The sequence below is a fragment of the Aquimarina agarivorans genome, assembly GCF_000218485.1.
In the GTDB taxonomy this organism is placed as follows: Bacteria; Bacteroidota; Bacteroidia; order Flavobacteriales; family Flavobacteriaceae; genus Aquimarina; species Aquimarina agarivorans.
In genome coordinates, this window is the sequence record NZ_AFPB01000122.1 from 1 (window position 1) to 19,273 (window position 19,273).

Sequence of the window (19,273 nt, forward strand, 5' to 3'; positions counted from 1 at the left end):
GGACATCCACGAAATCAAAAACAAACTATCGATCCAAATGGTACTGCAGCATTATGGGTTAGAAATCAAAAACAACCATGTGCATTGTCCTTTTCATGCGGATAAAACGCCAAGCATGCGCGTGTATACAGATACTAATATGGGATCAACCCGAAAAGTTGTGGGATGATAATTTTTAAGCATATATATTTGACAGTCTAAATAAGAAAAATGATACAGATTTCACCCCTCTGAATTGACTTCTAAATGTTTTTATTTTTGCATTGAAGGATTCAGCTGAAGCATTTGTACTGCGGTTATCAAAGAAATTTAGAATGTTGCGATAATGGTTTTGTATTGATCTAGCTACGGTACCAAAAGTTTTTGAGAATTTAGAGTTTTCAATTCTGTTATACCACTGTGCTTGTTTAGTGTAGGCTACAGATTTATCTTTAGTTTTTTGGTAAATTATACCTAGCTCTCTAGTCAATTTATAAGCTTCTTCTAAATCAGGGTAGTACTTGAATAATATTTCAGCCCTAACAGATTGTTTTACTGTCCATTTGTTTTTAGGTTTAAATAGTAAATATCTGCTTCGGGCAAGTAGTTGTTTAGGTGTATCTCCATTTTCTAGAAAATGAGGTTTGTATTTTTGCTTAGTCTCTTTAGCTAATTCAATTTCATTATTCTCTTGCTCGATAGCTTCCCAACGATATTACACTCTAATTTGTTGTAAAGCATCGAAAGCTAATTTTTGCACATGAAAACGATCAGCTACCCTGGTTGCTTTAGGGAATGCTTCTTTAGCTATACGTTCCATAGTTGGTGCCATATCTAAAGTTATTTCTTTTACTCCATAACGATCACGAGTAGCGATTTTCTTCAATACTTTGATGATCCGATCGCTGTTAGTTCCTGCTACCATAGCTACAATAGCACCTTTCTTTCCTTTAGCTGATTTATTAGTAATTACAGTATAAAGTTCTCCTTGAGTTAAAGCCACTTCATCTATGCTTAAGTAGCTACCTATGTTATCTTTAAAAAGAATCCAATCTTCTGCATGAGCTAATTGGTCCCAAGTAAAAAAATCACTTAAATGTCTACGATATTGCTCCTCTAGTTGTTTACCGTCCAAGTGATAATAAGTAGATAAACCTCTACAACTAACAGGAGTGCTATCCAATAAGCCTCTTTAAAAAAAGAGCGAACTCTGATGTCATTCGAGTTCCCTTAGCTACTAAATCCCAATCTCTTGAATAAAGTTCTTGTGTCTCAATATTAATCCACCTTCTACGCTTCACTTCTAAATAACATGCTTTTCTGCGAATAGGAAAATCTTGGATTTGAGTTACAGGATAAAAACCTTTAGAATGTAATCGCTTTTGAGATTGTTCGGCCATCGGTAATGGCTTTTCTTCTAAAACTAGTGTCAATCTATCATTAGATTCTTTGGCTTCTATAATATCAAAATATTCTAAAATCCCTTCGGGTAAAAAGTAAGCAAGTAGTTCTTTGGAGTCCAATTTATTGTTTTTTACAAAAATCTAAAATTTTGCAACACTCCACAACTTTTCGGGTTGATCCAGTATAATGACCACAATTTATTAAAATATTAATTACTGCAAATAGTAATGCCTTGCAATTACGTTACTTCAATACTTGATTTATATACGCTTCAAATTTTTCAACACCTATATTTAACAGCGTATTTCCATGTTTGTCTTTGTAGTTAGGAATACCATTTGTAACTACTTTGACAATACCGTTTTTATCCAGCAACACATTGGTAGGAAAAAAGCGAACACCAACTTCGTTTATATAATTTGTATCCGTTGAAATATGGGTAAAATTGAATTCTTGAGTTTTTAAAAAAATTTTTAGGTTTTGTTCATTTTCAAACGTCATGGAAACAAAATTAACACGGTCTTCATACTTTTTCTTTAACTCATTTAAATAAGGCATTTCATCCACACATGGCTTGCAGTGTATAAACCAAAAATTAATCAGGGTGGGTTTGCCATTGGGTTTTGCTGCATTATAAATACCTCCATCCAAGGTAAATTGGTTTACACTTGGCAACTTTTTCCCCATGTAGGAACGTACTTTTTCTTGCTGCATCAATTGATTCATATTGGGTTGAGAACGACCAATAAAAAAACATGTCAAAAGACTCAAAAATAGTACTATATGTTTCATTTTTCTAACTTCACTACAAATTGCAACCCTAAAGCTACGAAAACCATTTTTTTCCTAAAATACTTTTTAAATCAAGTTACTTTTAAAAAAATAATTTATAAAATGAATCAAAAAAACCTCGAAAGACGAGGTTTTTTTGGTATTAATTCCTATGTTAAACTAAAATTCAATGTCACTATTCAACAAGTAATTTATTGGTGTACGTATGCCCATTAATTTCAACTGTATAAATATAAACACCTGTAGTTAACTTAAAACTTTTTGCCTCCAATTGAATTTCTTTTGTTTCATTATTAATAATCTGACCTTGATACAGGGTCCCTAAATCCCCACCTGTTACACTCCATAAATTAACATTTATTTCAGCTGTTTTCTTAGCGGTAACATATATGGTTGTAGCTCCATTAACAGGCATTGGGTTTGGAAAGTTATATACACTTGGAGTATTAATAGCATAATCTAATTCTTTTAGAGCAACATCCTCCAAATCAATTAATTGTTCATCAACACTTAGCTCCGAATTATTATTTAGTTTTTTATACCCATATTTTGAAACCGTATTTAAGCCCCATGCAATATTATTTACCGGATCCCCTATTGACCCTTCAATAAAACCTAATGGATCTGCTGACGAATGCACATCGGCTACAAAATCTATATCTAAAGTATTTCCATCTCCAAAAGCATCTCCTGGCAATACTCCAGATCGAGATATACTATCTGTAGCGTCCATTATTGACCTTGCTTCATTATCATCCAAAGTATGATCATTGCCTAAATAATGTCCTATCTCGTGCGATGCTATGTTACCTACAACTGTAGCTACTAGATCTTTTTTATCTGCTCCTTTTGCAAGAGGTATTGAATTTATGGAATTATTATCTGATTCATCAGCACTAAGTCTACCTAATAATACATAAGCAAAATCGTCCAAGCTATAATTCCCAATATCAACAATTGTTGCTCTTCCAATTCCTGACCCTGATCTCCCATAACCAGTTTCATCATATGATCCTCCTATCACCATTGTACTGTAAGGGATATTAAAACGATCTAACATTTTTGGTATTTTTTTACCTAAAAAAGTGCTTGAATAATCGCTTACAAATAATATATCCGCATTAGGGTTTATATTAGAATCAATAACATCTCTAAAATTTTCTTTTATAACTTCTGTAATTTTAAATGCTAATTGAATTCTCTCTAATTTAGTATTTTCAAAACCCCAATTTTCCATATACTCACTAAGTGGAGATAAGGTTCTTGCTTTTAACTCTTCTTCAGTAAAATCCTTAAAACCTTCAATATAATCGGCGTGTGTAAATTCACCTCCTGTAAAATCAAGATAAACAATTTGTTTTTGTCCTTTGTTAATTTCTTGACCTGGTCTTGAAACGTTTACTTCGGCTATATAATCCCCCTTTTGGGTAGTGGAAAAAGCAAATGTATGTCTTCCAGATGTTGGGACAACATATGACAAGTATCTGTATAATCCTTCGTTATCATCTGTTCTTTTTTGTACTAATGGGGCATCTTCTGCAAAAGGAAAAGTTCCAAAAGAGTTAAATCCTATTAAAAATTTATTATTAGGATCAAAAAGTTTTACTGTTTCAATAGGGCCTTCAACACCCATTGAAATTACATCTCCTTTTTTTAAATTTACTGCATAAAAATCATTGTCCCCTAATTGTATTTCATTATTATCAAATGTAATTGTAAATGAGTAAGGACCTTCACTCATAGAAGGAAAACGAAGTTCTGGATTATCCGTTTTTGTTAAAAATGAATTTAAAGATTCCGTTAATGGTTGAAACGATACTGGTAATGCTCCTATTAAATAAGAACCTAAAGTGACATAGTGAATACCATCATCGCTAGCGGTAAAATCCAATGAAACTGAATTTGAACTATCTTCTTGTGATTTAGGCTCTAATGTATCAAATGAAGTAACTGGTCTTCCTAAAAAAAAAGTCTCTGTAGGCGGTATAACAAAAAGTACGGGATTAATCAATTGATCTGGGTCTGTTGATTCGATTTGTACATTGATTGTTTGACCTTTTTTTAAAAATATTTCGTAATAATCATGGTCTCCAAAACCAGATCTTCCAAATGAATTGGCACCATCACCTATAAACCCATTCCCTTTAACTGTTTGTGAGGTGTTTTCAAAATCAATTACAGTTGCTGTTGAAATGGTACCATTATCTTGATCATCAGCTTCTGACAAAGTCCCCAAATCAATTACAGGGATTTCTTCTGCCTCAAAATTATTAAATGCTCCAGTAATACGTGCCCGACTAACTAAATTTGTAGTTGTATTTAAATTAGGTATAAATTGAGCCGTTTCGGAGGTATTATTAATTCTTTGTTCATCTGTTTCAGCTTCGGTTACTAAAATTTCTTTAGTATTTGATGTATTTGAACTGGTTTGAGCATAAAAGCTTGAACCTATTAATGCAAATACTGTGCTAGCAAAAATATTTTGTGTTTTGTGTTTAATTGCTTTCTTCATTAGGTGTAAAATTCATTTATTATATAACGAATGAAATCAAATATACCCTACCTCTGTTCTTTGTTTTTATTATATCTTATTGTAATACTTTGATAATTAATACTTAAAGTCATAATTCAATCTAATTGCTCAGCTATTTCTTTAGCCTCTTTAATTATTTCTTTGGGGTAATTATTAATTTCGAGTATACGAATAGCATTTCTTTGCTTTAATTTCCCTTCTTTAAGTTTATAATCAAAACCTACACTTTTTTTATTTACTGTTTCACTAAAGTGATACAATTCGTATTCATTAGAAAGCATATCGGTAAGTTGAATATCATGAGTTGCTACTATTACTTTATATTACAAAAAATATACGTAAGTGTAGCTTTTAGTGCTTACAAGGTCCTATTTCATTTTATAAATCCACTTTTGCGGATTTAAAAATTTAGAACCTTGATAAATGGAAAATTTAATAATAGAGCGCCCTGTATTTGAATTGGTATGCACTTTGCCTATGGCCTGTTTGGTGCGCACCTTATCACCTTCTTTAACCGAAATTTGATCAATATTATAATAGGTGGTAATAAAATTTCCGTGCCTTATCTGCACTAGTTTCCCTGCTCCTTTTATGGCTTGCACCGTGGATACTTCGCCATCAAAAATAGCCCGAGCTACTTGATTTTCTTCAGTTTCAATATCTACACCACTATTGTTAATTTCAATATTTTTAAGCACGGGATGACGCTGCCTACCAAAAGGTTTAATTACATCGCCTTTTAACACAGGCCAAGGCAACTTTCCGCGGTTTGATGTAAAGTTGGTGGCTAGCTTTTTTGACTCAGCTGTTAGTGTAAATGTTTTAGTCCCTTTTTTAACGCCTGCTTTTTTATTCGCTCTGGCTATGGCCTCTTTAATTAATTTTTCTATTTTTCGATCAATAGCTTTTGCCTTTTTTTGTTGTGCGCGTATTTGTTTTGCATAAGTAGCCTGATCACTATTTATTTGGGCAATTAATTTTTGCTGTTCTAAACGATCGTTTTCTAGGCTTTTTTTTGTTTTTCTATTTTCGGCTACTAGTTTTTCTTTTTGTTTTCGTTGCTCAAGTAGTTGAACGTTTAGTTTTTTTAGTTGCTCGGTTTTTGTTTCAATTAAGGCTCCTTGCTTTTTTCGAAATTTGGTGTATTGTTGCATATAACTAATACGCTTATACGCCTGTAAAAAACTTTCTGATGACAACAAAAACATGACTCTATTTTGACTGGATTTACTTTTGTATGATTTTTGAATCATTTTAGCGTAATCCTCCTTTAAATCGCTGAGCTCCGTAGTTAAATTTTCTATTTCAACCGTGTTTTCTTTTATTTTTCTATTAATGTAATTGGCTTGCCTGTTAGTTAGTTTTACCAAACGATTTAACACCCTTACTTGCCTTGATAAAGCATTGACCTGATCTAGTAACGATTTTTCTTTTTCTTTACTTTTGGCATTTAATTTGGTTATAGAAGCTATTTTGGCTTGCAATGATTTGCGCTCCTGCTCCAATTGCTCTTGGTTTTGTTGCGCACTAGTTACATAGGCAACAAAAAAAATACTTATAACTATAAGGTGTTTTAAACTATTCATACACTAAGGCCAAGCAATTTTTTTATATCCTTCAGGAACTTTGTAAGGAAAAACCAAATCTAAATTTTTTTGAACTCCTTTAAATCCAACGTTTAGCTCTACTTTTTTGTTGATTTTGTAGCTAAAAATTCAATGTTCTCAGGAAAATACTGCTTGTCTATTACTTGATAATTTAAATAATTGACAAACACTTTTTTTTCTTTCTGCGAAAGCTGATAGTTGGCTACCCGCATATTATTTTGAAAAAGCTGTACCATAAAATTATAGCTAGGGTCATCTTTTTTCGGAGTAAGTACAAATTTGTCTGGTGCCTCCCATTTGGACTTGTATTTTTTTGCTTTTAAATCTAAAATACTTTGACCAGTCAAGATATGTTGTACTTTTTCAAAATCGACTTCGGTCCCTAAAAACGCTGACAAGGCTTTAAAGTCACCGTCAAAATAAGTTTTATTTAGTTTTACATAAAAAGATACGCGATCCGGAGTAATGTATGCCTTGCCCATACTAAAACCAAAGACTTTTATACTCATCCAAATTTGCTTATCCTTTTCCATGCGTAATGATATGGAAGGAGCCACTGATTTTTTACCATCATCAAAATTTACCCGCAATCGGGCTTGAAGGGTATTAAAATCAAACGCCGAACTATTATGCAAGGCAATTAATTGCTTTGTCGAAGTTGTTTTTTTAACCGTAGTGGTACTAGTAATTTTGCTTGTTTTGCACGAAAACAAACCCAGAAATACTACACTAACTATTAATCGATAAAAAGCATGCTTGCTACTCAATGGATATTTTTTCACCTTTAGATTGGTATTTTTTGGCTTTATCTGGAGCGCCCAGTGCCTCATAAGAAACCGCCATTTTTAAATATAACGCACGTTCGTATTCGGGATTGTCCACTATATAATCTAATCCATCCGAATAGGAAGTAATGGCTTTTTTATGCTCCCCTTCTTTAGCCAATAAATGACCATTAATTAAATATAAAAAGGGTTGTGAAGGGTATTTTTCAATAGCCGAAGACACCAATTCCTTTGCCTTTTTATTTTTACCATAGTAAAGTAAAAGTGGAAGCGTGTCCTTGATAAGACTAAAGTTATTAGAATCTACATTTAAATTTTCCTCATACACTTTTAACAAACTTTCCGTTGATCCTTGTGCGAGTTGAAATGCCGAAAGTTCCATAAAAAACTTCATGTTTTCTTCTTCACTTAACGTGGAAGATTCCATGCTGTTTAAATCAGCTGTAAAATTAGGGTTTTGCTTTCCGTAAGTGCGGTAATCATCCAACACTTTCCCCTTTAGGGTATCCGAAATATTATTATTACTAGTCAACTTTTTCATGATTTCGGTTGCTTTAACCGTATCATTTGTATATAAATAATCCCTAAAAGTTAAATAATCCATTAGTGGAGAATCCGGCATGGCGGCTTTAAATCGCAGTAACACTTTTGAAGCCTCTTGGTGTTTATTGAGTCCTTTATACACCTCAATTAACTTAACATAAGCATTTTCATTCTGTGGATTTCGGTCCAAGGCTTTTTCTAAATGAATGATAACATCGGTTTTATCCTTTGAAACGGAATAAATCCTGTTACGTAATTTTTCAATGGACGTGTCGTAACCAAATGCACTTTCATATGATGATAATACCTCTAAAGATTTCCCATATTGCTCCGTGTATACGTATGCTTGCGCTAAGGATTTTTTGTATTTTGGATCAATCTCAACCAGTTTACGAAGTGTAGCTATCGTTTTATCATACTTTTGCTGCACAAAATAAATTTTTTGCAAATTGGTTAAAATAGCTTCATTTTTGGGCATGCGCTCCAAAGCAATTTCCAAATTATCCTGTGCCAAATCGTATGCTTTTAACTCAAAATAGTTTTTTGCTTTTTCATAATACAGTATAGGTTTCGTATTATCCAATTTTAAACACTCATCAATAGCATCAATGGCTTTTTGGTGTTTTTCAATTAAACGAAAGCTAAGCGCATTATAAAAAGCATCTTCAAAAGTTTTTGATACATTTGATATATCATTTAAAGTTGATATGGATTGTTGCGGTACTTCTTGCGCAAGCATAAAGTAACTACATAAAAAATTACAGAGCACACAATATATCGACTTCATCATTTTCATTTATTCAAATTGTGAATAATCACCAATACTAATTTTAGTGAATTTCCCATTGTAACGCACCTTATTTCCTATCATTGAATCCTTAATAACGGCGTTTTCAAGTTTTGTTTCGTTTTGCACCAAGCTATTGCTAATGGTAACATCTACCAACTCGCAATCGTTACCAATAGACACGTTGGGTCCTACCTTGGCATTCACTAATTTTACATTATTTCCTATGAAACAAGGTGCAATGATTTCGGAATTTTCCAAACTTACATTTTTGCTTACCAAATTTTCCTCACCATCCTGATGAATAAAGTTAAGCATTTTAGAATTGGTATCCACCGTTACTGTTTTATTACCGCAATCCATCCACTCAGTTACCTTACCGGTTTTAAATATTTTGCCTTGTGCCATAAGGCCTTTAATCCCGTCGTTAATTTGGTATTCGCCACCGTGCATTAAATTTGCATCCAATACTTTTTGTAGTGATTCCTTTAAAGCTTCGCCGCTTTTAAAGTAATAGATACCAATAACCGCTAAATCGGATACTTTTTCTTTCGGTTTTTCAACCAATTCTACAATTTCATTGGCAGTATTTAATTTTACTACTCCGTATTGTTCGGGTTGTGCTACTTGTTTTACCCAAATAACAGCATCGGCAGTAGGATCCAATTCAAAATCAGCTTTAAAAAGGGTATCAGCATAGGCTACTATACAAGGTCCTGAAAGGGAATCCTTAGCACACATAATAGCATGCCCTGTACCTAAAGGCTCATCCTGATAATATACACTGGCTTTAGCGCCCAAACTTTCGGCAATGGCAGTGAGTTGATCTTCTACACCAAAAGAACGGTCGGTAACAAATGCTACTTCGTCCACAGGTTCATTAACTACTTTGGCAATATCCTCCACCAAACGTTGTACTATTGGCTTTCCTGCAATAGGTATTAAAGGTTTTGGTACGGTTAATGTATGTGGCCTTAGTCTTGATCCGCGACCCGCCATGGGAACTATTATTCTCATTTTAATTTTTTCTAAGTGTTTACTCTAAATATTTGTTTGCTTTCTATTTATTTTACTCCAGTGCTTCCAAATCCTCCGCTTCCGCGAGAAGTTTTTGACAGTTCCTCAACTACATTCCAGTCGACACGCTCGTATTTGGAAATAACAATTTGCGCAATGCGATCTCCGTGCTCAATTGTAAAATCCTCGTTGGATAGGTTGACCAAAATCACCCCAATTTCACCACGATAATCCGCATCAATTGTACCTGGTGCATTTAATACGGTTATCCCTTTTTTTGCCGCCAAACCACTTCGTGGTCGTACTTGCGCCTCGTAACCTGCAGGTAATGCCATAAACAACCCTGTTTTTACAATTACACGTTCAAGTGGCGCTAGTTTTATAGAAGTATCCGTTACTGCCCTCAAATCCATTCCAGCCGAAAGCAAGGTTTCATAACTTGGCACTTCATGTCCAGAGGTATTTACTATATCAATTTTCATGCAAAAGTTTAATTTTTTTTAAAAAATAGATTTATAATTTTAAAAATTAAAAGTGATAAAATTATTATACTTTTTATATCAACGTTTTAGCAAACGTTTAATACTATTTTTTTCAAAAATAATGATTATGGTTAAATATAAAAGTATTACCATAACTTTAAACCAAAATAGCTTGGGTAATATATTCATACTTAACGCACTTAATGCCAAGGCTACACTTAAATACATCAGTAACCTAGGCACATTGTAAGGAATTTTATAATAGCGCTGTCCCATGAAATAGGAAATTAACATCATTCCTCCGTAAGCAACCAAGGTGGCATAGGCTGCAGCCATAAACCCAATACGTGGAATAAACAGGTAATTAATTAACAGGGTAACTACCGCTCCAAAAATAGTGAAATACATACCGTACTTTGTTTTGTCGGTAACTTTGTACCAAACCGATAAACTTTGATACACCCCCAAGCACCAGTTAGCCACTAAAATTACTGGTACAATTTTTATGGCTTTCAAGTAACTGGCATCCTTAATAATAATTTTGGTAAACAACTCCTGAAAAGTAAGTACTACCAAAATACCTAAAGAGGCAAATATGACAAAAAATTTAAGCACCACGGCGTAACTGGCTTTGGCATCAGTTTTATCGGCTTGACTAAAAAAGAAAGGCTCGATCCCCATTCGGAATGCCTGTATAAAAAGCATGAGAAACACCCCAAATTTATAACAAGCACTGTAGGCTCCCATGGTACTTTTACCTAACATGTCCCTAACAATTAACTTGTCAATATTTTCAATAACTAAAAATGCTATCCCCGCTACCAAAATAGGGAAGCCATACTGTTGCATTTGTTTAAAAATAGCGAAATCAAATTTCCACGGAAACCTAAAATAATTAGGAAAAACCAGTACGACCATTAGCGCATTAGCTATAAAATTAGCTAAAAACACGTAGCTTTCCTTGGCTTCAAAAACTAAAAATTCGGGAAGTGTTATTTGATAGGCAGCAACCCATTTTAAGAAGAATAAATTAAGCAATCCATTAATTACAACTAAGGTAAAAACACGGATACCTCCATAAGCTATTGCTTTGCCTTTTAAGCGGTAATAGGCAAATGGTATTACCACTAAAATATCAAAAGCTACTAAACCTATTAACATTAAAAGCACAGGAACGCTAACTTTAAACCACAAAGCAATTTCCGTTTTAAAAACGAATACAAAACCAACAAAAATTAATAAGGATACTAGTAAGCTAATTAATGCTGTGGTGTATACGACTTTTTTATTTTCGGACTTGTTATAAAATCGAAAAAAAGCGGTTTCCATCCCATAAGTCAAAAACACATTTATAAAACCTGCGTACACATAAAAACTAGTTATTTCGGAATATTGACTGGTTTGTAATACATCGGTATACAAGCCATTCAAAAGAAGATTAACCAATTTGGGCAATACCATGGCTAATCCATAAATAAAGGTGTCCTTAAAAAGGGTTTTAAAAATACTCAATGCTACTTATTTGTATGGAGTAAATGTAGTGAAATAATTGGGGGGAATAATTTTTGTTGTTAGGAGTCTAATCCTCTATCTCAAAAAAACTATACTAATTTTCAACTTATATTTTATAGTAAAGCATGGAATGTTCAATTATAAAATCCTAGTTGCTGACCTATATTAATCTTACTACTACTTACACTGTTTAATGATAACAAATTGATATATTAGTTATAACGAATATAAAAATTCATTATCAAATGAACTCAACAAACCAAATTAGCTTAAAAAAATTAAAAAGGTGTCATCAAAATTGGGACGAAATGCCTGCACATGGAAAAGGACGATTATGCCAAAAATGCAGCCATACCATTATTGATTTTAGGAATAAATCCGATTTAGAAATTGCCATTGCGCACAGCCAGAGTAAAGAAAAGGTTTGTGGTTTTTATTCTAATGATCAACTTAATGCTCACAAAAACATTAAAAAAGAAAAAAAGTACCTAAATGGTATTCTTTTTGCGCTAGTTTGTTTGGTGTATTAGCTATAAGTAACACTAATGCTCAACAGAATAAAATTACAAACAATATTGCCCAAATTGATACTAAAAAAACAACAGGTAGTCTAAAAAAATATGATACAACAAAAAAATCAACTAAAGTAAGTGATCATTTTTTTATCAGAGGTCAAATAATTGATGCAAATAGTAATACGCCTTTACCAGGTGCTCATGTTTTTATAAAAGAAATTTTGGTAGGAGCTACTACTGATTATAATGGCTTTTATTCATTAAAACTATCTAAGCAACTTTTTTACCAATAAAAAAATTTAGAGAAGAAATTACATTAGTTATTAATTATGTAGGCTTTATATCTCAAGAAGTGAAAATTAATAGAAAACAAGTAAAGGATATTGCTATTTTTACAAGCAATGCTAAACTAGTAGAAAATGTATCTGATTTAAGCTCTTTTGCTATTGTAGGTTACCCTCCTACACTTTACCAAAAAAGAAAAAAGGCATTAAGAAAAATTTTTAGTAGCAAAAAATAAATTTTGCTGCCAACTTATTCACTATCCAATTCTAAAATTTCCTTTTTAATACGTTTACTATGTTTGTAAAACCTCTGTTTTTTTTATGGAGGTCCTTTTCTTTTGGTATTAAAATGCTATCAACTATAAATTGCTCCCACTCTTTTTGTTTTTTTAATGCGGCCTCATTTCTTAACTTTCCTTTTTCCTTTTGTAAAGCAATAGAGTCTTTTTGTTGTTTTTTAAAGGCTCTGCGTTCAATAAAACTTTTATCTTCAGGTTTGCGTATATCAATATTATCATATTTTTTTAGATAACGATATAATTGATTTATACTTTTGAAAATTTTTCTCATCCAATAAGTATTATTTTTTGCTGAATTTTCATAGATTAAGCCGCCGTTCCTTGCATCATAATAAAGTGATAGTCTCAATTTATTATGAAATTTTTCTTTAAAAACACCTTCCTTTACTGGGAGTTCATTTTTTTTACAAAAAAACAATTGTGTCTTATCTTTCGATATTCCCATTCGTAAGCTAGTGCCCCAACTATCAATACTTTTCTTATTATCATTGGAATAGTCATAAATGGTACCGCTTTCTCTAATCAATTCCGCTGTCCCTAATTTTAAGTCTTGATGCCCCCTTAATATTTTTGTAATATTGATTTTAACAGCTGAACATATCTTTATTTCTTCATCTCCATAATAGCCTTTAATACTAGGTTCTTCTTTAGAGTCTTCTAATACAATACCTTCAAAAATATAGTCTGAATTATTGATAATACTGTCCCTGATAAATTCATTATATGCTTCTAAGGTTCCAAAGTGTCTTTGAGCTATTGTATGTTGACTACTTACTAAGCTAATAAGTAGCCATAGTAGACCAATACCTATATATTGGTGTGTTTTTATATTGATTTGTTTCATGTTTTACTTTTTATCTAATGGCTATTTTGTTTTGATCTTTTTTAGTTTAATAGTTGATCCAATTTAGATAATCGCTGTTCCAAACTAGCATTTTTTTGCGCTAGATATTTTAGTTTTTTAGCTTTTCATTTTGCGCTTGTAATTGTTTTAGTTGTTTAGTAATGTATAAGACAAGTTTTCCATTTTCTGTAAAAATCGATTTATCATTGCCAATGAAATATTACTAGAAGATATAGTAACCAACAAAAGCTATCAAATTGATAGCTTTTGAATACTTACTTATTTATGAAATTTAGTTTTTAATTACTAACCTAGTCTTACTCGTACCATTATTTAAAATTACATTAACTACGTAAACTCCTTTTTCTAGACTTGATAAATTCATTGTCTCTATTTTTTGAATTTGACTACTTTTTTCCATAATTATTCGTCCTTGCATAGAAGTAATTGTAATTTTATTTACATTATCCAATAAATTAGTGTCAAAACTTATATTAACAAAATCTTTTGTAGGATTAGGGTAAACACTAATTAAATCATCCAGTATATCTTCGGATTTTGTTAGGTTGTCAACATTATCACTATTTTCTTCTATAAACTTGGCTCCTGAATTATTTGCTGTACTATTTACAATACGCTCAGGCAATGCATCACAATTTAATTCAGTACTCATAACTAAACTACTTCCTTTTTCTGAACGAAATCCTGGTTTAATAACAATTTTTGATCCATGAAAGTTTGCCTCTCCTCCTCCTTTAATCACATAATCACTATCAATTTTAAAAGAATTACGCACCTTGTAATATTCAGATTCTCCATTAGAAATCAATTTATCAAAAGATGAAGCTGATGTTACAGTAAGGTTTTGAATTAACCTATCATTTCCTGTAACAATAAGTGAAACAGATTCAAATTCATCCGTTGATCCGGAATCCATATTTAATTGCACTGTATAAGTGCCTGATGGAATATCTTCAATCACTATTTGTTCTATATTATCAACATTATTATCTCCTTTAGTTGCAGCCGCTGCAGGGTTTGTGGGATCCAACCTCCATGGAAAAAACACACTTCCATTTGGCGATATAATCCTAAGATCGATATTATTTACTAAAGAGGGTGTTCGGTCATTAAGTGCCCGTGCTCCAACCGTTCCTGCAGGATCAACCCATGCTATAGTCACCTTTAATGGCTCACCTTCTAACTTATGAACTTTAAACTCTGTTACTTGATTTTTATTAACTTGTATTTCGTATATGTTTTTTAGTAACCCCCAAGTTGTTACATTTGGAGCCCGGTAATCACAACCTGAATTATTATACCTAATAATTTCTGCAGCTCTTGCAGTATTCATTAATCCCCACCCAAAAGAATAATCTGGACCATCGGAGGCACCTGCCTCATCGGCTGAGTGAATAACTAAACCTTTAAAAGTTGATGACCAACCGTCTATTTCTGCTGGCATTTCACGCTCTAATTCATACAATAAAGCTAAGGACCCTGTTACACTTGGTGCAGCCATAGATGTTCCGCTATCAGATTTTAATGCAGTATCTGAAACATTATCTGTCGACTTCAACCATACTCCATTTGCTACTATATCTGGTTTTATTCTGCCATCATCAACTGGTCCCCAACTAGAAAATCTGGCCAATCTAACAGAACTTGGACCTGAATAACCATCAACAATATCAGCAACAGCACCAACGGTAAAAACATTTTTAGAAATACCGTGATCTGCTATACAATCCCAATCGCCATCTGGGCCTTGTACTGATCCTATTGGTCCAATATCATCCCTGTCATTTCCAGCCGCAACAATCATTAAATATTTATTATTTGCTTTTGCGATTGCATCCCATTCCTGTGCATTACGGTTATATCGACCGAATTGATAATCTTCTACTGTACTTATATTCCTATCTCCAAACCAAAATCCAGAATTCCATCCCCTAATTAATCCATAGGAGTGATTTGAAAGTAAAAGATTAGCATTTGCCATTTCAGTAGTATCACTATTCCAATCATAGGCATCAATACGGGCATTTGGAGCCATTCCCATAACATCAGCATCAATACCAGATGCAATCATAGTACCTGCAACGTGAGTTGCATGAGAGCCAGAATTGAGTGGACTTACTCCATCTCTATCTGTTACTCTCCCTCTTAATTCTACATGTGTTCCTCTTACATCTCCCCCATCCCATATTCCTATAACAGGTGCGTTGCTTCCGTCCAAATCAAAACCTAACCCTCCATCTAATCTAACTAAATTAGTGCTAATAGTTTTTGCTGAATTTTCATTATAAGTGCTTCTGTATATAGGAATTCCATTTTCAATGTCAAATAACTGCATTATTGCCCCATCCGATGAAGTTGTAACATTAGCGTTTACAGAAGGATTTCTTCTTACATATTCATTAATCTTTTTCTGCCTTTCTGAAGCCCTATTAGCTAATTGTTCTTTCAATTTTTGAGGGTCTTTGCTAAGTTCTTGTGAATGTAAATTAGCTATTACTGCTATTAAAAGAAATAGCATACTTGTATAATATCTTTTCATTTATCTGATAAATTAGAATTAATATCTGATTTCATAATTAAACCTGTTTATTAATTATTTTTTCCAGTTTAGCCATACGAATTTCTAAAGCTCTATTTTGTTTCTTTAAAGCATCCATCTCTTCAAGTTTCTTTTCCTGCTCAATAGTATACAAAGTAAGTTCCTCAATTTTCTGTAATAATCGATTTGTCATTTCAGAAACCTTCATATCATTGGCTCTAAAATCATCCGCCGAGGGCATTTCGGGTAAATGCTTGTTTCTTTTTATAAAAGCTTCCACTTCTGCTAATGGTTTTAAATTATAGTCCTCTTCAAAAACCCAATCAGCTCCGTCTTTTAAACTAACAATTACTTCCTGCGCCCAAATGGTTCCATTAACCGAAAGTTCATTTTGAGGATCATCGGTACCTATACCTATTTTTCCTTGAAACTCTATTGTATCTTCTCTTAAAGTCATTCTACTTTCGCCTCCTAATTGTTGTATATTTAAGGCCGTAATATTTGAATTAGCTGCTCCATTCCCGATATAAAACTTAGGTCTTGTTTCACCATCATAAAAAAGCATACCTGTACTAAAACTTCCGGTAGCACTCGCTTCAGGTTGAAATAGCGTAAATCCTTTAAGAATAATATGATTGAATTCATCAAATTGTGAATACCCAAAAAAGCTAAATAAAAAAAGACTGAATACTAAAATTTTTGTTTTCATTATATTGATTTTAAATTGTTAATGATTTTTACCAGTTCGAAGTTCAATAAAATAAACGCCTCAAAAACCCCTGTAAACAGTGAAAATGCATTGTTGTAAAAAATTGATATTCTAATGCTTATTGTTTATTTTAAACTTATTTTTTATCAATTCGAATACCTTTATCCCTTAAAATAGAAATACTACTTTGAAATTTTTAGCATGTACAAAAAGAATAATTACAACCAAAAAAGAGACTGTCGATAAAGGCAGTCTCTTGTTTAATTTATTTTTTAAAATTAACGTTTGATTATTTTACCATTTTTAATCAAATCACCTGTTTTAAATGTAAATATGTAAGCACCTTTTTCTAGGCTAGAAATATCTACAACCGCACCTGATTCTAATTTATTTTTAGAAAGCACAACTGAACCATTAATGTCAAAAACCTCAAATAAAGAATCTGGTTCATAAGCGTGTGTAAATTCAATATTTACATAATCTAAAGCCGGATTAGGGTAAAGTTTAAAAATATTTTCTTCAATATTTGAGGATAATAAACTTTTATTTCCTGTATTTGTTGAAGCATTAGAAAAAACAGCACCATCACAATTTCCTCCGATAGTTGCTCTTAAAGTTCCATCTGAAGCACTCTTGTATGAAAAACCCTTTGAAAGTACTATTTTTTCACCTGCGCTTAGACCAACAATTAAATTTTCTTCAATAGAACTAGATAATTCTAATCTTTCTGAAGATTCTACTAAAACATCAGAATGAATTTTATCGTTAATAATTACATCGTCTATACACGTTAATCCATAAATCCAATCTTCATAATTCAATACATTGGTATACATCGTTGGAGAATTTGAACCGCCAATACAACCAGCCACTCCCCAACTTGCCAATCCAACTAAATGAATTACTCCTTCGTCATTCTTTACAGTTAAAGGGCCACCACTATCACCATGGCAAGGCCCTAATCTTTGAGCTCCTAAAGAACCCGTAGCTATCATGTTATCTGTTAATTCAGCAGAACCAGGCTGTGATATATCAAGTTGACCTTTAGCATCAATATTAGATATAATAGGAACTCCTACTCCCATTAAATGATCAACTCCTAAACCAACACCTGAAATAGTCCACCCCCATCCTGAAGCAAATGCATTTTGACCAACATCATTTAAATTCTGATTTTCATCATTAATAAGTCTTATTGGCTGAACAGAGTCGTTATATTCAATTTCAGTTGATAGTTCAATTAAAGCGATATCATTATCAAATGTTCTCGCAATATAATCTGGATGAATAAACACATTTTCAATTTCTAACAATTGTCCTGAAAAACCTACTTGATTCTGCTCTGTAATGCCCACAGCTATTCGAAGGTCATTTATATCAAACCCTTTTACACAATGTGCAGCAGTAATTACCCATGATTTATTTATAATACTTCCTCCACAGTCATGACGTCCATTACGCTGAATACTAATTTGAAATGGCCTATCTTCAATTTCTATTTCATTTCCACCTATAATAAAAGGAGTGGGACCCGTTTGCCCATGTAAAGCACCTCCCAAAAAACTAAACAGAAGGATTATTAAACTACTTTTTATTAATTTTTTCATTTATTCCTTTTTTAATAATCTTACATTAAGATTATAGTCAATAAATTATTTAACTAATAAGGCTTCTAACTTAGCTAAGCGTACTTTCAACACTTCAAGCTCTTCAAGTTTCTTTTCCTGCTCAATAGTATACAAGGTAAGTTCTTCTATTTTTTGTAACAATCGATTTGTCATTTCAGAAACCTTCATATCATTGGCTCTAAAATCATCAGCCGAGGGCATTTCGGGTAAATGCTTGTTTCTTTTTATAAAAGCTTCTACTTCTGCTAATGGTTTTAAGTTATAGTCCTCTTCAAAAACCCAATCTGCTCCGTCTTTTAAACTTACAATTACTTCCTGTGCCCAAATAGTTCCGTTAACTGAAAGTTCATTTTGAGGATCATCGGTACCTATACCTATTTTTCCTTGAAACTCAATGGTATCTTTTTTTAAGTGAATTCCTGCCTTTCCTGCTAATGTTTGCCATATACTTAATGCCGATTCTGTATTAGGCCCTCCTCGCTGTCCAATATAAAATTTAGCACCACCCTTATCATCAAAAAAAAACATGCCATTTTGATAAGAACCACTATCTCTAGGTTCTGATCTAAAAAATAAAAATGACTTAACTCCTGTATTACCAAATTCTGTTATTTCCGAAGCTATTTGTGAATACCCAAAAAAGCTAAATAAAAAAAGACTACATACTAAAATTTTTGTTTTCATTGTATTGATTTTAAATTGTTAATGATTTATAGTAGTTCAAAATTCTACAAAATAAACGTTTAAAAAACCCCTGAAAACAGTGAAAAACTATACCATTTCACCAATTGTAACTTGAATTAAATTCAATAAAATATTAATAGAAGATACAGTAAACAACAAAAGCTATCTGTTTAGATAGCTTTTGAAAACTTTTAGGTTGAAAATAGTTAGTTTTTAATCAAAATGTAAATTGGTATAACCTTAAAAGACTACATTCTTCTTTAAATTATTTGACTCCTTTAAAAATGGAATTAAAATAGATATAGAAAT

19 protein-coding genes and 1 pseudogene are annotated in these 19,273 nt (G+C 32.4%); 4 read left to right on the top strand and 16 right to left on the bottom strand.

What is annotated here, in order from left to right; all coding sequences use genetic code 11:
• The first annotated feature begins 13 nt into the window (after positions 1-13).
• The gene (locus GMC_RS22980) at positions 14-169 is read left to right on the top strand and encodes a CHC2 zinc finger domain-containing protein (RefSeq protein WP_369073177.1); all 156 of its coding nucleotides are present in this window, start codon (positions 14-16) and stop codon (positions 167-169) included.
• Between the two features lie 6 nt (positions 170-175).
• Here GMC_RS22980 and GMC_RS19280 read toward each other — a convergent pair.
• The 11 genes and pseudogenes from GMC_RS19280 to GMC_RS0106090 form a co-directional block, all read right to left on the bottom strand.
• Positions 176-982, bottom strand: a pseudogene (locus tag GMC_RS19280) (ISAon1 family transposase).
• A gap of 172 nt (positions 983-1,154) precedes the next feature.
• Positions 1,155-1,502 carry an ISAon1 family transposase N-terminal region protein gene (locus GMC_RS0106045; RefSeq protein ID WP_010521296.1) on the bottom strand — a complete coding sequence of 116 codons (348 nt, stop codon included), beginning with the start codon at positions 1,500-1,502 and terminating at the stop codon, positions 1,155-1,157.
• Between the two features lie 124 nt (positions 1,503-1,626).
• The gene (locus tag GMC_RS0106050; protein WP_040472458.1) at positions 1,627-2,175 is read right to left on the bottom strand and encodes a TlpA family protein disulfide reductase; all 549 of its coding nucleotides are present in this window, start codon (positions 2,173-2,175) and stop codon (positions 1,627-1,629) included.
• A gap of 175 nt (positions 2,176-2,350) precedes the next feature.
• Positions 2,351-4,687, bottom strand: a complete 2,337-nt coding sequence (locus GMC_RS0106055; protein WP_010521298.1) for a T9SS type A sorting domain-containing protein — start codon at positions 4,685-4,687, stop codon at positions 2,351-2,353.
• 116 nt (positions 4,688-4,803) lie between these two features.
• Positions 4,804-5,022 (bottom strand): MutS-related protein, encoded by a 219-nt coding sequence (locus tag GMC_RS0106060; protein WP_262482000.1) that lies wholly within the window; start codon positions 5,020-5,022, stop codon positions 4,804-4,806.
• A gap of 54 nt (positions 5,023-5,076) precedes the next feature.
• Positions 5,077-6,294 (bottom strand): murein hydrolase activator EnvC family protein, encoded by a 1,218-nt coding sequence (locus GMC_RS0106065; RefSeq protein ID WP_010521300.1) that lies wholly within the window; start codon positions 6,292-6,294, stop codon positions 5,077-5,079.
• Between the two features lie 98 nt (positions 6,295-6,392).
• Complete coding sequence (lolB1, locus tag GMC_RS19285) at positions 6,393-7,097, bottom strand: lipoprotein insertase outer membrane protein LolB1 (RefSeq protein WP_010521301.1); 705 nt, start codon at positions 7,095-7,097, stop codon at positions 6,393-6,395.
• Complete coding sequence (locus GMC_RS0106075) at positions 7,075-8,382, bottom strand: tetratricopeptide repeat protein (protein WP_010521302.1); 1,308 nt, start codon at positions 8,380-8,382, stop codon at positions 7,075-7,077. The genes lolB1 and GMC_RS0106075 overlap by 23 nt, the downstream gene beginning before the upstream one ends.
• Positions 8,383-8,439: 57 nt before the next feature.
• Complete coding sequence (locus tag GMC_RS0106080; RefSeq protein WP_010521303.1) at positions 8,440-9,447, bottom strand: sugar phosphate nucleotidyltransferase; 1,008 nt, start codon at positions 9,445-9,447, stop codon at positions 8,440-8,442.
• A gap of 47 nt (positions 9,448-9,494) precedes the next feature.
• Positions 9,495-9,929: a dUTP diphosphatase gene (dut, locus tag GMC_RS0106085; RefSeq protein ID WP_010521304.1), complete on the bottom strand. Its 435-nt coding sequence runs from the start codon at positions 9,927-9,929 to the stop codon at positions 9,495-9,497.
• 78 nt (positions 9,930-10,007) lie between these two features.
• Positions 10,008-11,441, bottom strand: a complete 1,434-nt coding sequence (locus GMC_RS0106090) for a lipopolysaccharide biosynthesis protein (RefSeq protein ID WP_010521305.1) — start codon at positions 11,439-11,441, stop codon at positions 10,008-10,010.
• A gap of 245 nt (positions 11,442-11,686) precedes the next feature.
• On the opposite strand from GMC_RS0106090, the gene GMC_RS0106095 reads away from it, so the two are divergent.
• The 3 genes from GMC_RS0106095 to GMC_RS21640 are packed head-to-tail and all read left to right on the top strand — an operon-like array spanning position 11,687 to position 12,476.
• Positions 11,687-11,971, top strand: a complete 285-nt coding sequence (locus GMC_RS0106095; RefSeq protein ID WP_010521306.1) for a hypothetical protein — start codon at positions 11,687-11,689, stop codon at positions 11,969-11,971.
• Positions 11,956-12,249, top strand: coding sequence for a carboxypeptidase-like regulatory domain-containing protein (locus tag GMC_RS0106100; protein ID WP_010521307.1), 294 nt, complete (start codon positions 11,956-11,958; stop codon positions 12,247-12,249). Before GMC_RS0106095 ends, GMC_RS0106100 begins: the two co-directional genes overlap by 16 nt.
• A 59-nt stretch (positions 12,250-12,308) precedes the next feature.
• A complete protein-coding gene (locus GMC_RS21640; RefSeq protein WP_157998141.1) occupies positions 12,309-12,476 on the top strand; it encodes a hypothetical protein in 168 nt (55 codons plus the stop codon).
• A gap of 31 nt (positions 12,477-12,507) precedes the next feature.
• Here the strand turns inward: GMC_RS21640 and GMC_RS0106110 are convergent, their stop codons facing one another.
• From GMC_RS0106110 to GMC_RS0106130, 5 genes are all read right to left on the bottom strand, one after another.
• Positions 12,508-13,383, bottom strand: coding sequence for a hypothetical protein (locus GMC_RS0106110; RefSeq protein ID WP_010521308.1), 876 nt, complete (start codon positions 13,381-13,383; stop codon positions 12,508-12,510).
• Positions 13,384-13,675: 292 nt separating this feature from the next.
• On the bottom strand, positions 13,676-15,943 hold the full coding sequence (locus tag GMC_RS20580) for a S8 family serine peptidase (protein WP_094766257.1): 2,268 nt from the start codon (positions 15,941-15,943) through the stop codon (positions 13,676-13,678).
• Positions 15,944-15,980: 37 nt separating this feature from the next.
• A complete protein-coding gene (locus GMC_RS0106120) occupies positions 15,981-16,652 on the bottom strand; it encodes a hypothetical protein (protein ID WP_010521310.1) in 672 nt (223 codons plus the stop codon).
• 278 nt (positions 16,653-16,930) lie between these two features.
• Positions 16,931-18,259 (bottom strand): S1 family serine peptidase, encoded by a 1,329-nt coding sequence (locus GMC_RS0106125; RefSeq protein WP_010521311.1) that lies wholly within the window; start codon positions 18,257-18,259, stop codon positions 16,931-16,933.
• Between the two features lie 45 nt (positions 18,260-18,304).
• Positions 18,305-18,964: a hypothetical protein gene (locus GMC_RS0106130; protein ID WP_010521312.1), complete on the bottom strand. Its 660-nt coding sequence runs from the start codon at positions 18,962-18,964 to the stop codon at positions 18,305-18,307.
• Positions 18,965-19,273: the final 309 nt, after the last annotated feature.

What these genes read in the sequence shown, in the direction of transcription:
- GMC_RS0106095 (WP_010521306.1), top strand. Translation starts at nt 11,687, where the DNA reads ATGAACTCAACAAACCAAATTAGCTTAAAAAAATTAAAAAGGTGTCAT.
- GMC_RS0106065 (WP_010521300.1), bottom strand. Translation starts at nt 6,294, where the DNA reads ATGAATAGTTTAAAACACCTTATAGTTATAAGTATTTTTTTTGTTGCC.
- GMC_RS0106120 (WP_010521310.1), bottom strand. Translation starts at nt 16,652, where the DNA reads ATGAAAACAAAAATTTTAGTATTCAGTCTTTTTTTATTTAGCTTTTTT.
- GMC_RS0106050 (WP_040472458.1), bottom strand. Translation starts at nt 2,175, where the DNA reads ATGAAACATATAGTACTATTTTTGAGTCTTTTGACATGTTTTTTTATT.
- GMC_RS0106130 (WP_010521312.1), bottom strand. Translation starts at nt 18,964, where the DNA reads ATGAAAACAAAAATTTTAGTATGTAGTCTTTTTTTATTTAGCTTTTTT.
- GMC_RS0106075 (WP_010521302.1), bottom strand. Translation starts at nt 8,382, where the DNA reads ATGCTTGCGCAAGAAGTACCGCAACAATCCATATCAACTTTAAATGAT.
- dut (WP_010521304.1), bottom strand. Translation starts at nt 9,929, where the DNA reads ATGAAAATTGATATAGTAAATACCTCTGGACATGAAGTGCCAAGTTAT.
- GMC_RS0106110 (WP_010521308.1), bottom strand. Translation starts at nt 13,383, where the DNA reads ATGAAACAAATCAATATAAAAACACACCAATATATAGGTATTGGTCTA.
- GMC_RS20580 (WP_094766257.1), bottom strand. Translation starts at nt 15,943, where the DNA reads ATGAAAAGATATTATACAAGTATGCTATTTCTTTTAATAGCAGTAATA.
- GMC_RS0106125 (WP_010521311.1), bottom strand. Translation starts at nt 18,259, where the DNA reads ATGAAAAAATTAATAAAAAGTAGTTTAATAATCCTTCTGTTTAGTTTT.
- GMC_RS0106080 (WP_010521303.1), bottom strand. Translation starts at nt 9,447, where the DNA reads ATGAGAATAATAGTTCCCATGGCGGGTCGCGGATCAAGACTAAGGCCA.
- GMC_RS0106055 (WP_010521298.1), bottom strand. Translation starts at nt 4,687, where the DNA reads ATGAAGAAAGCAATTAAACACAAAACACAAAATATTTTTGCTAGCACA.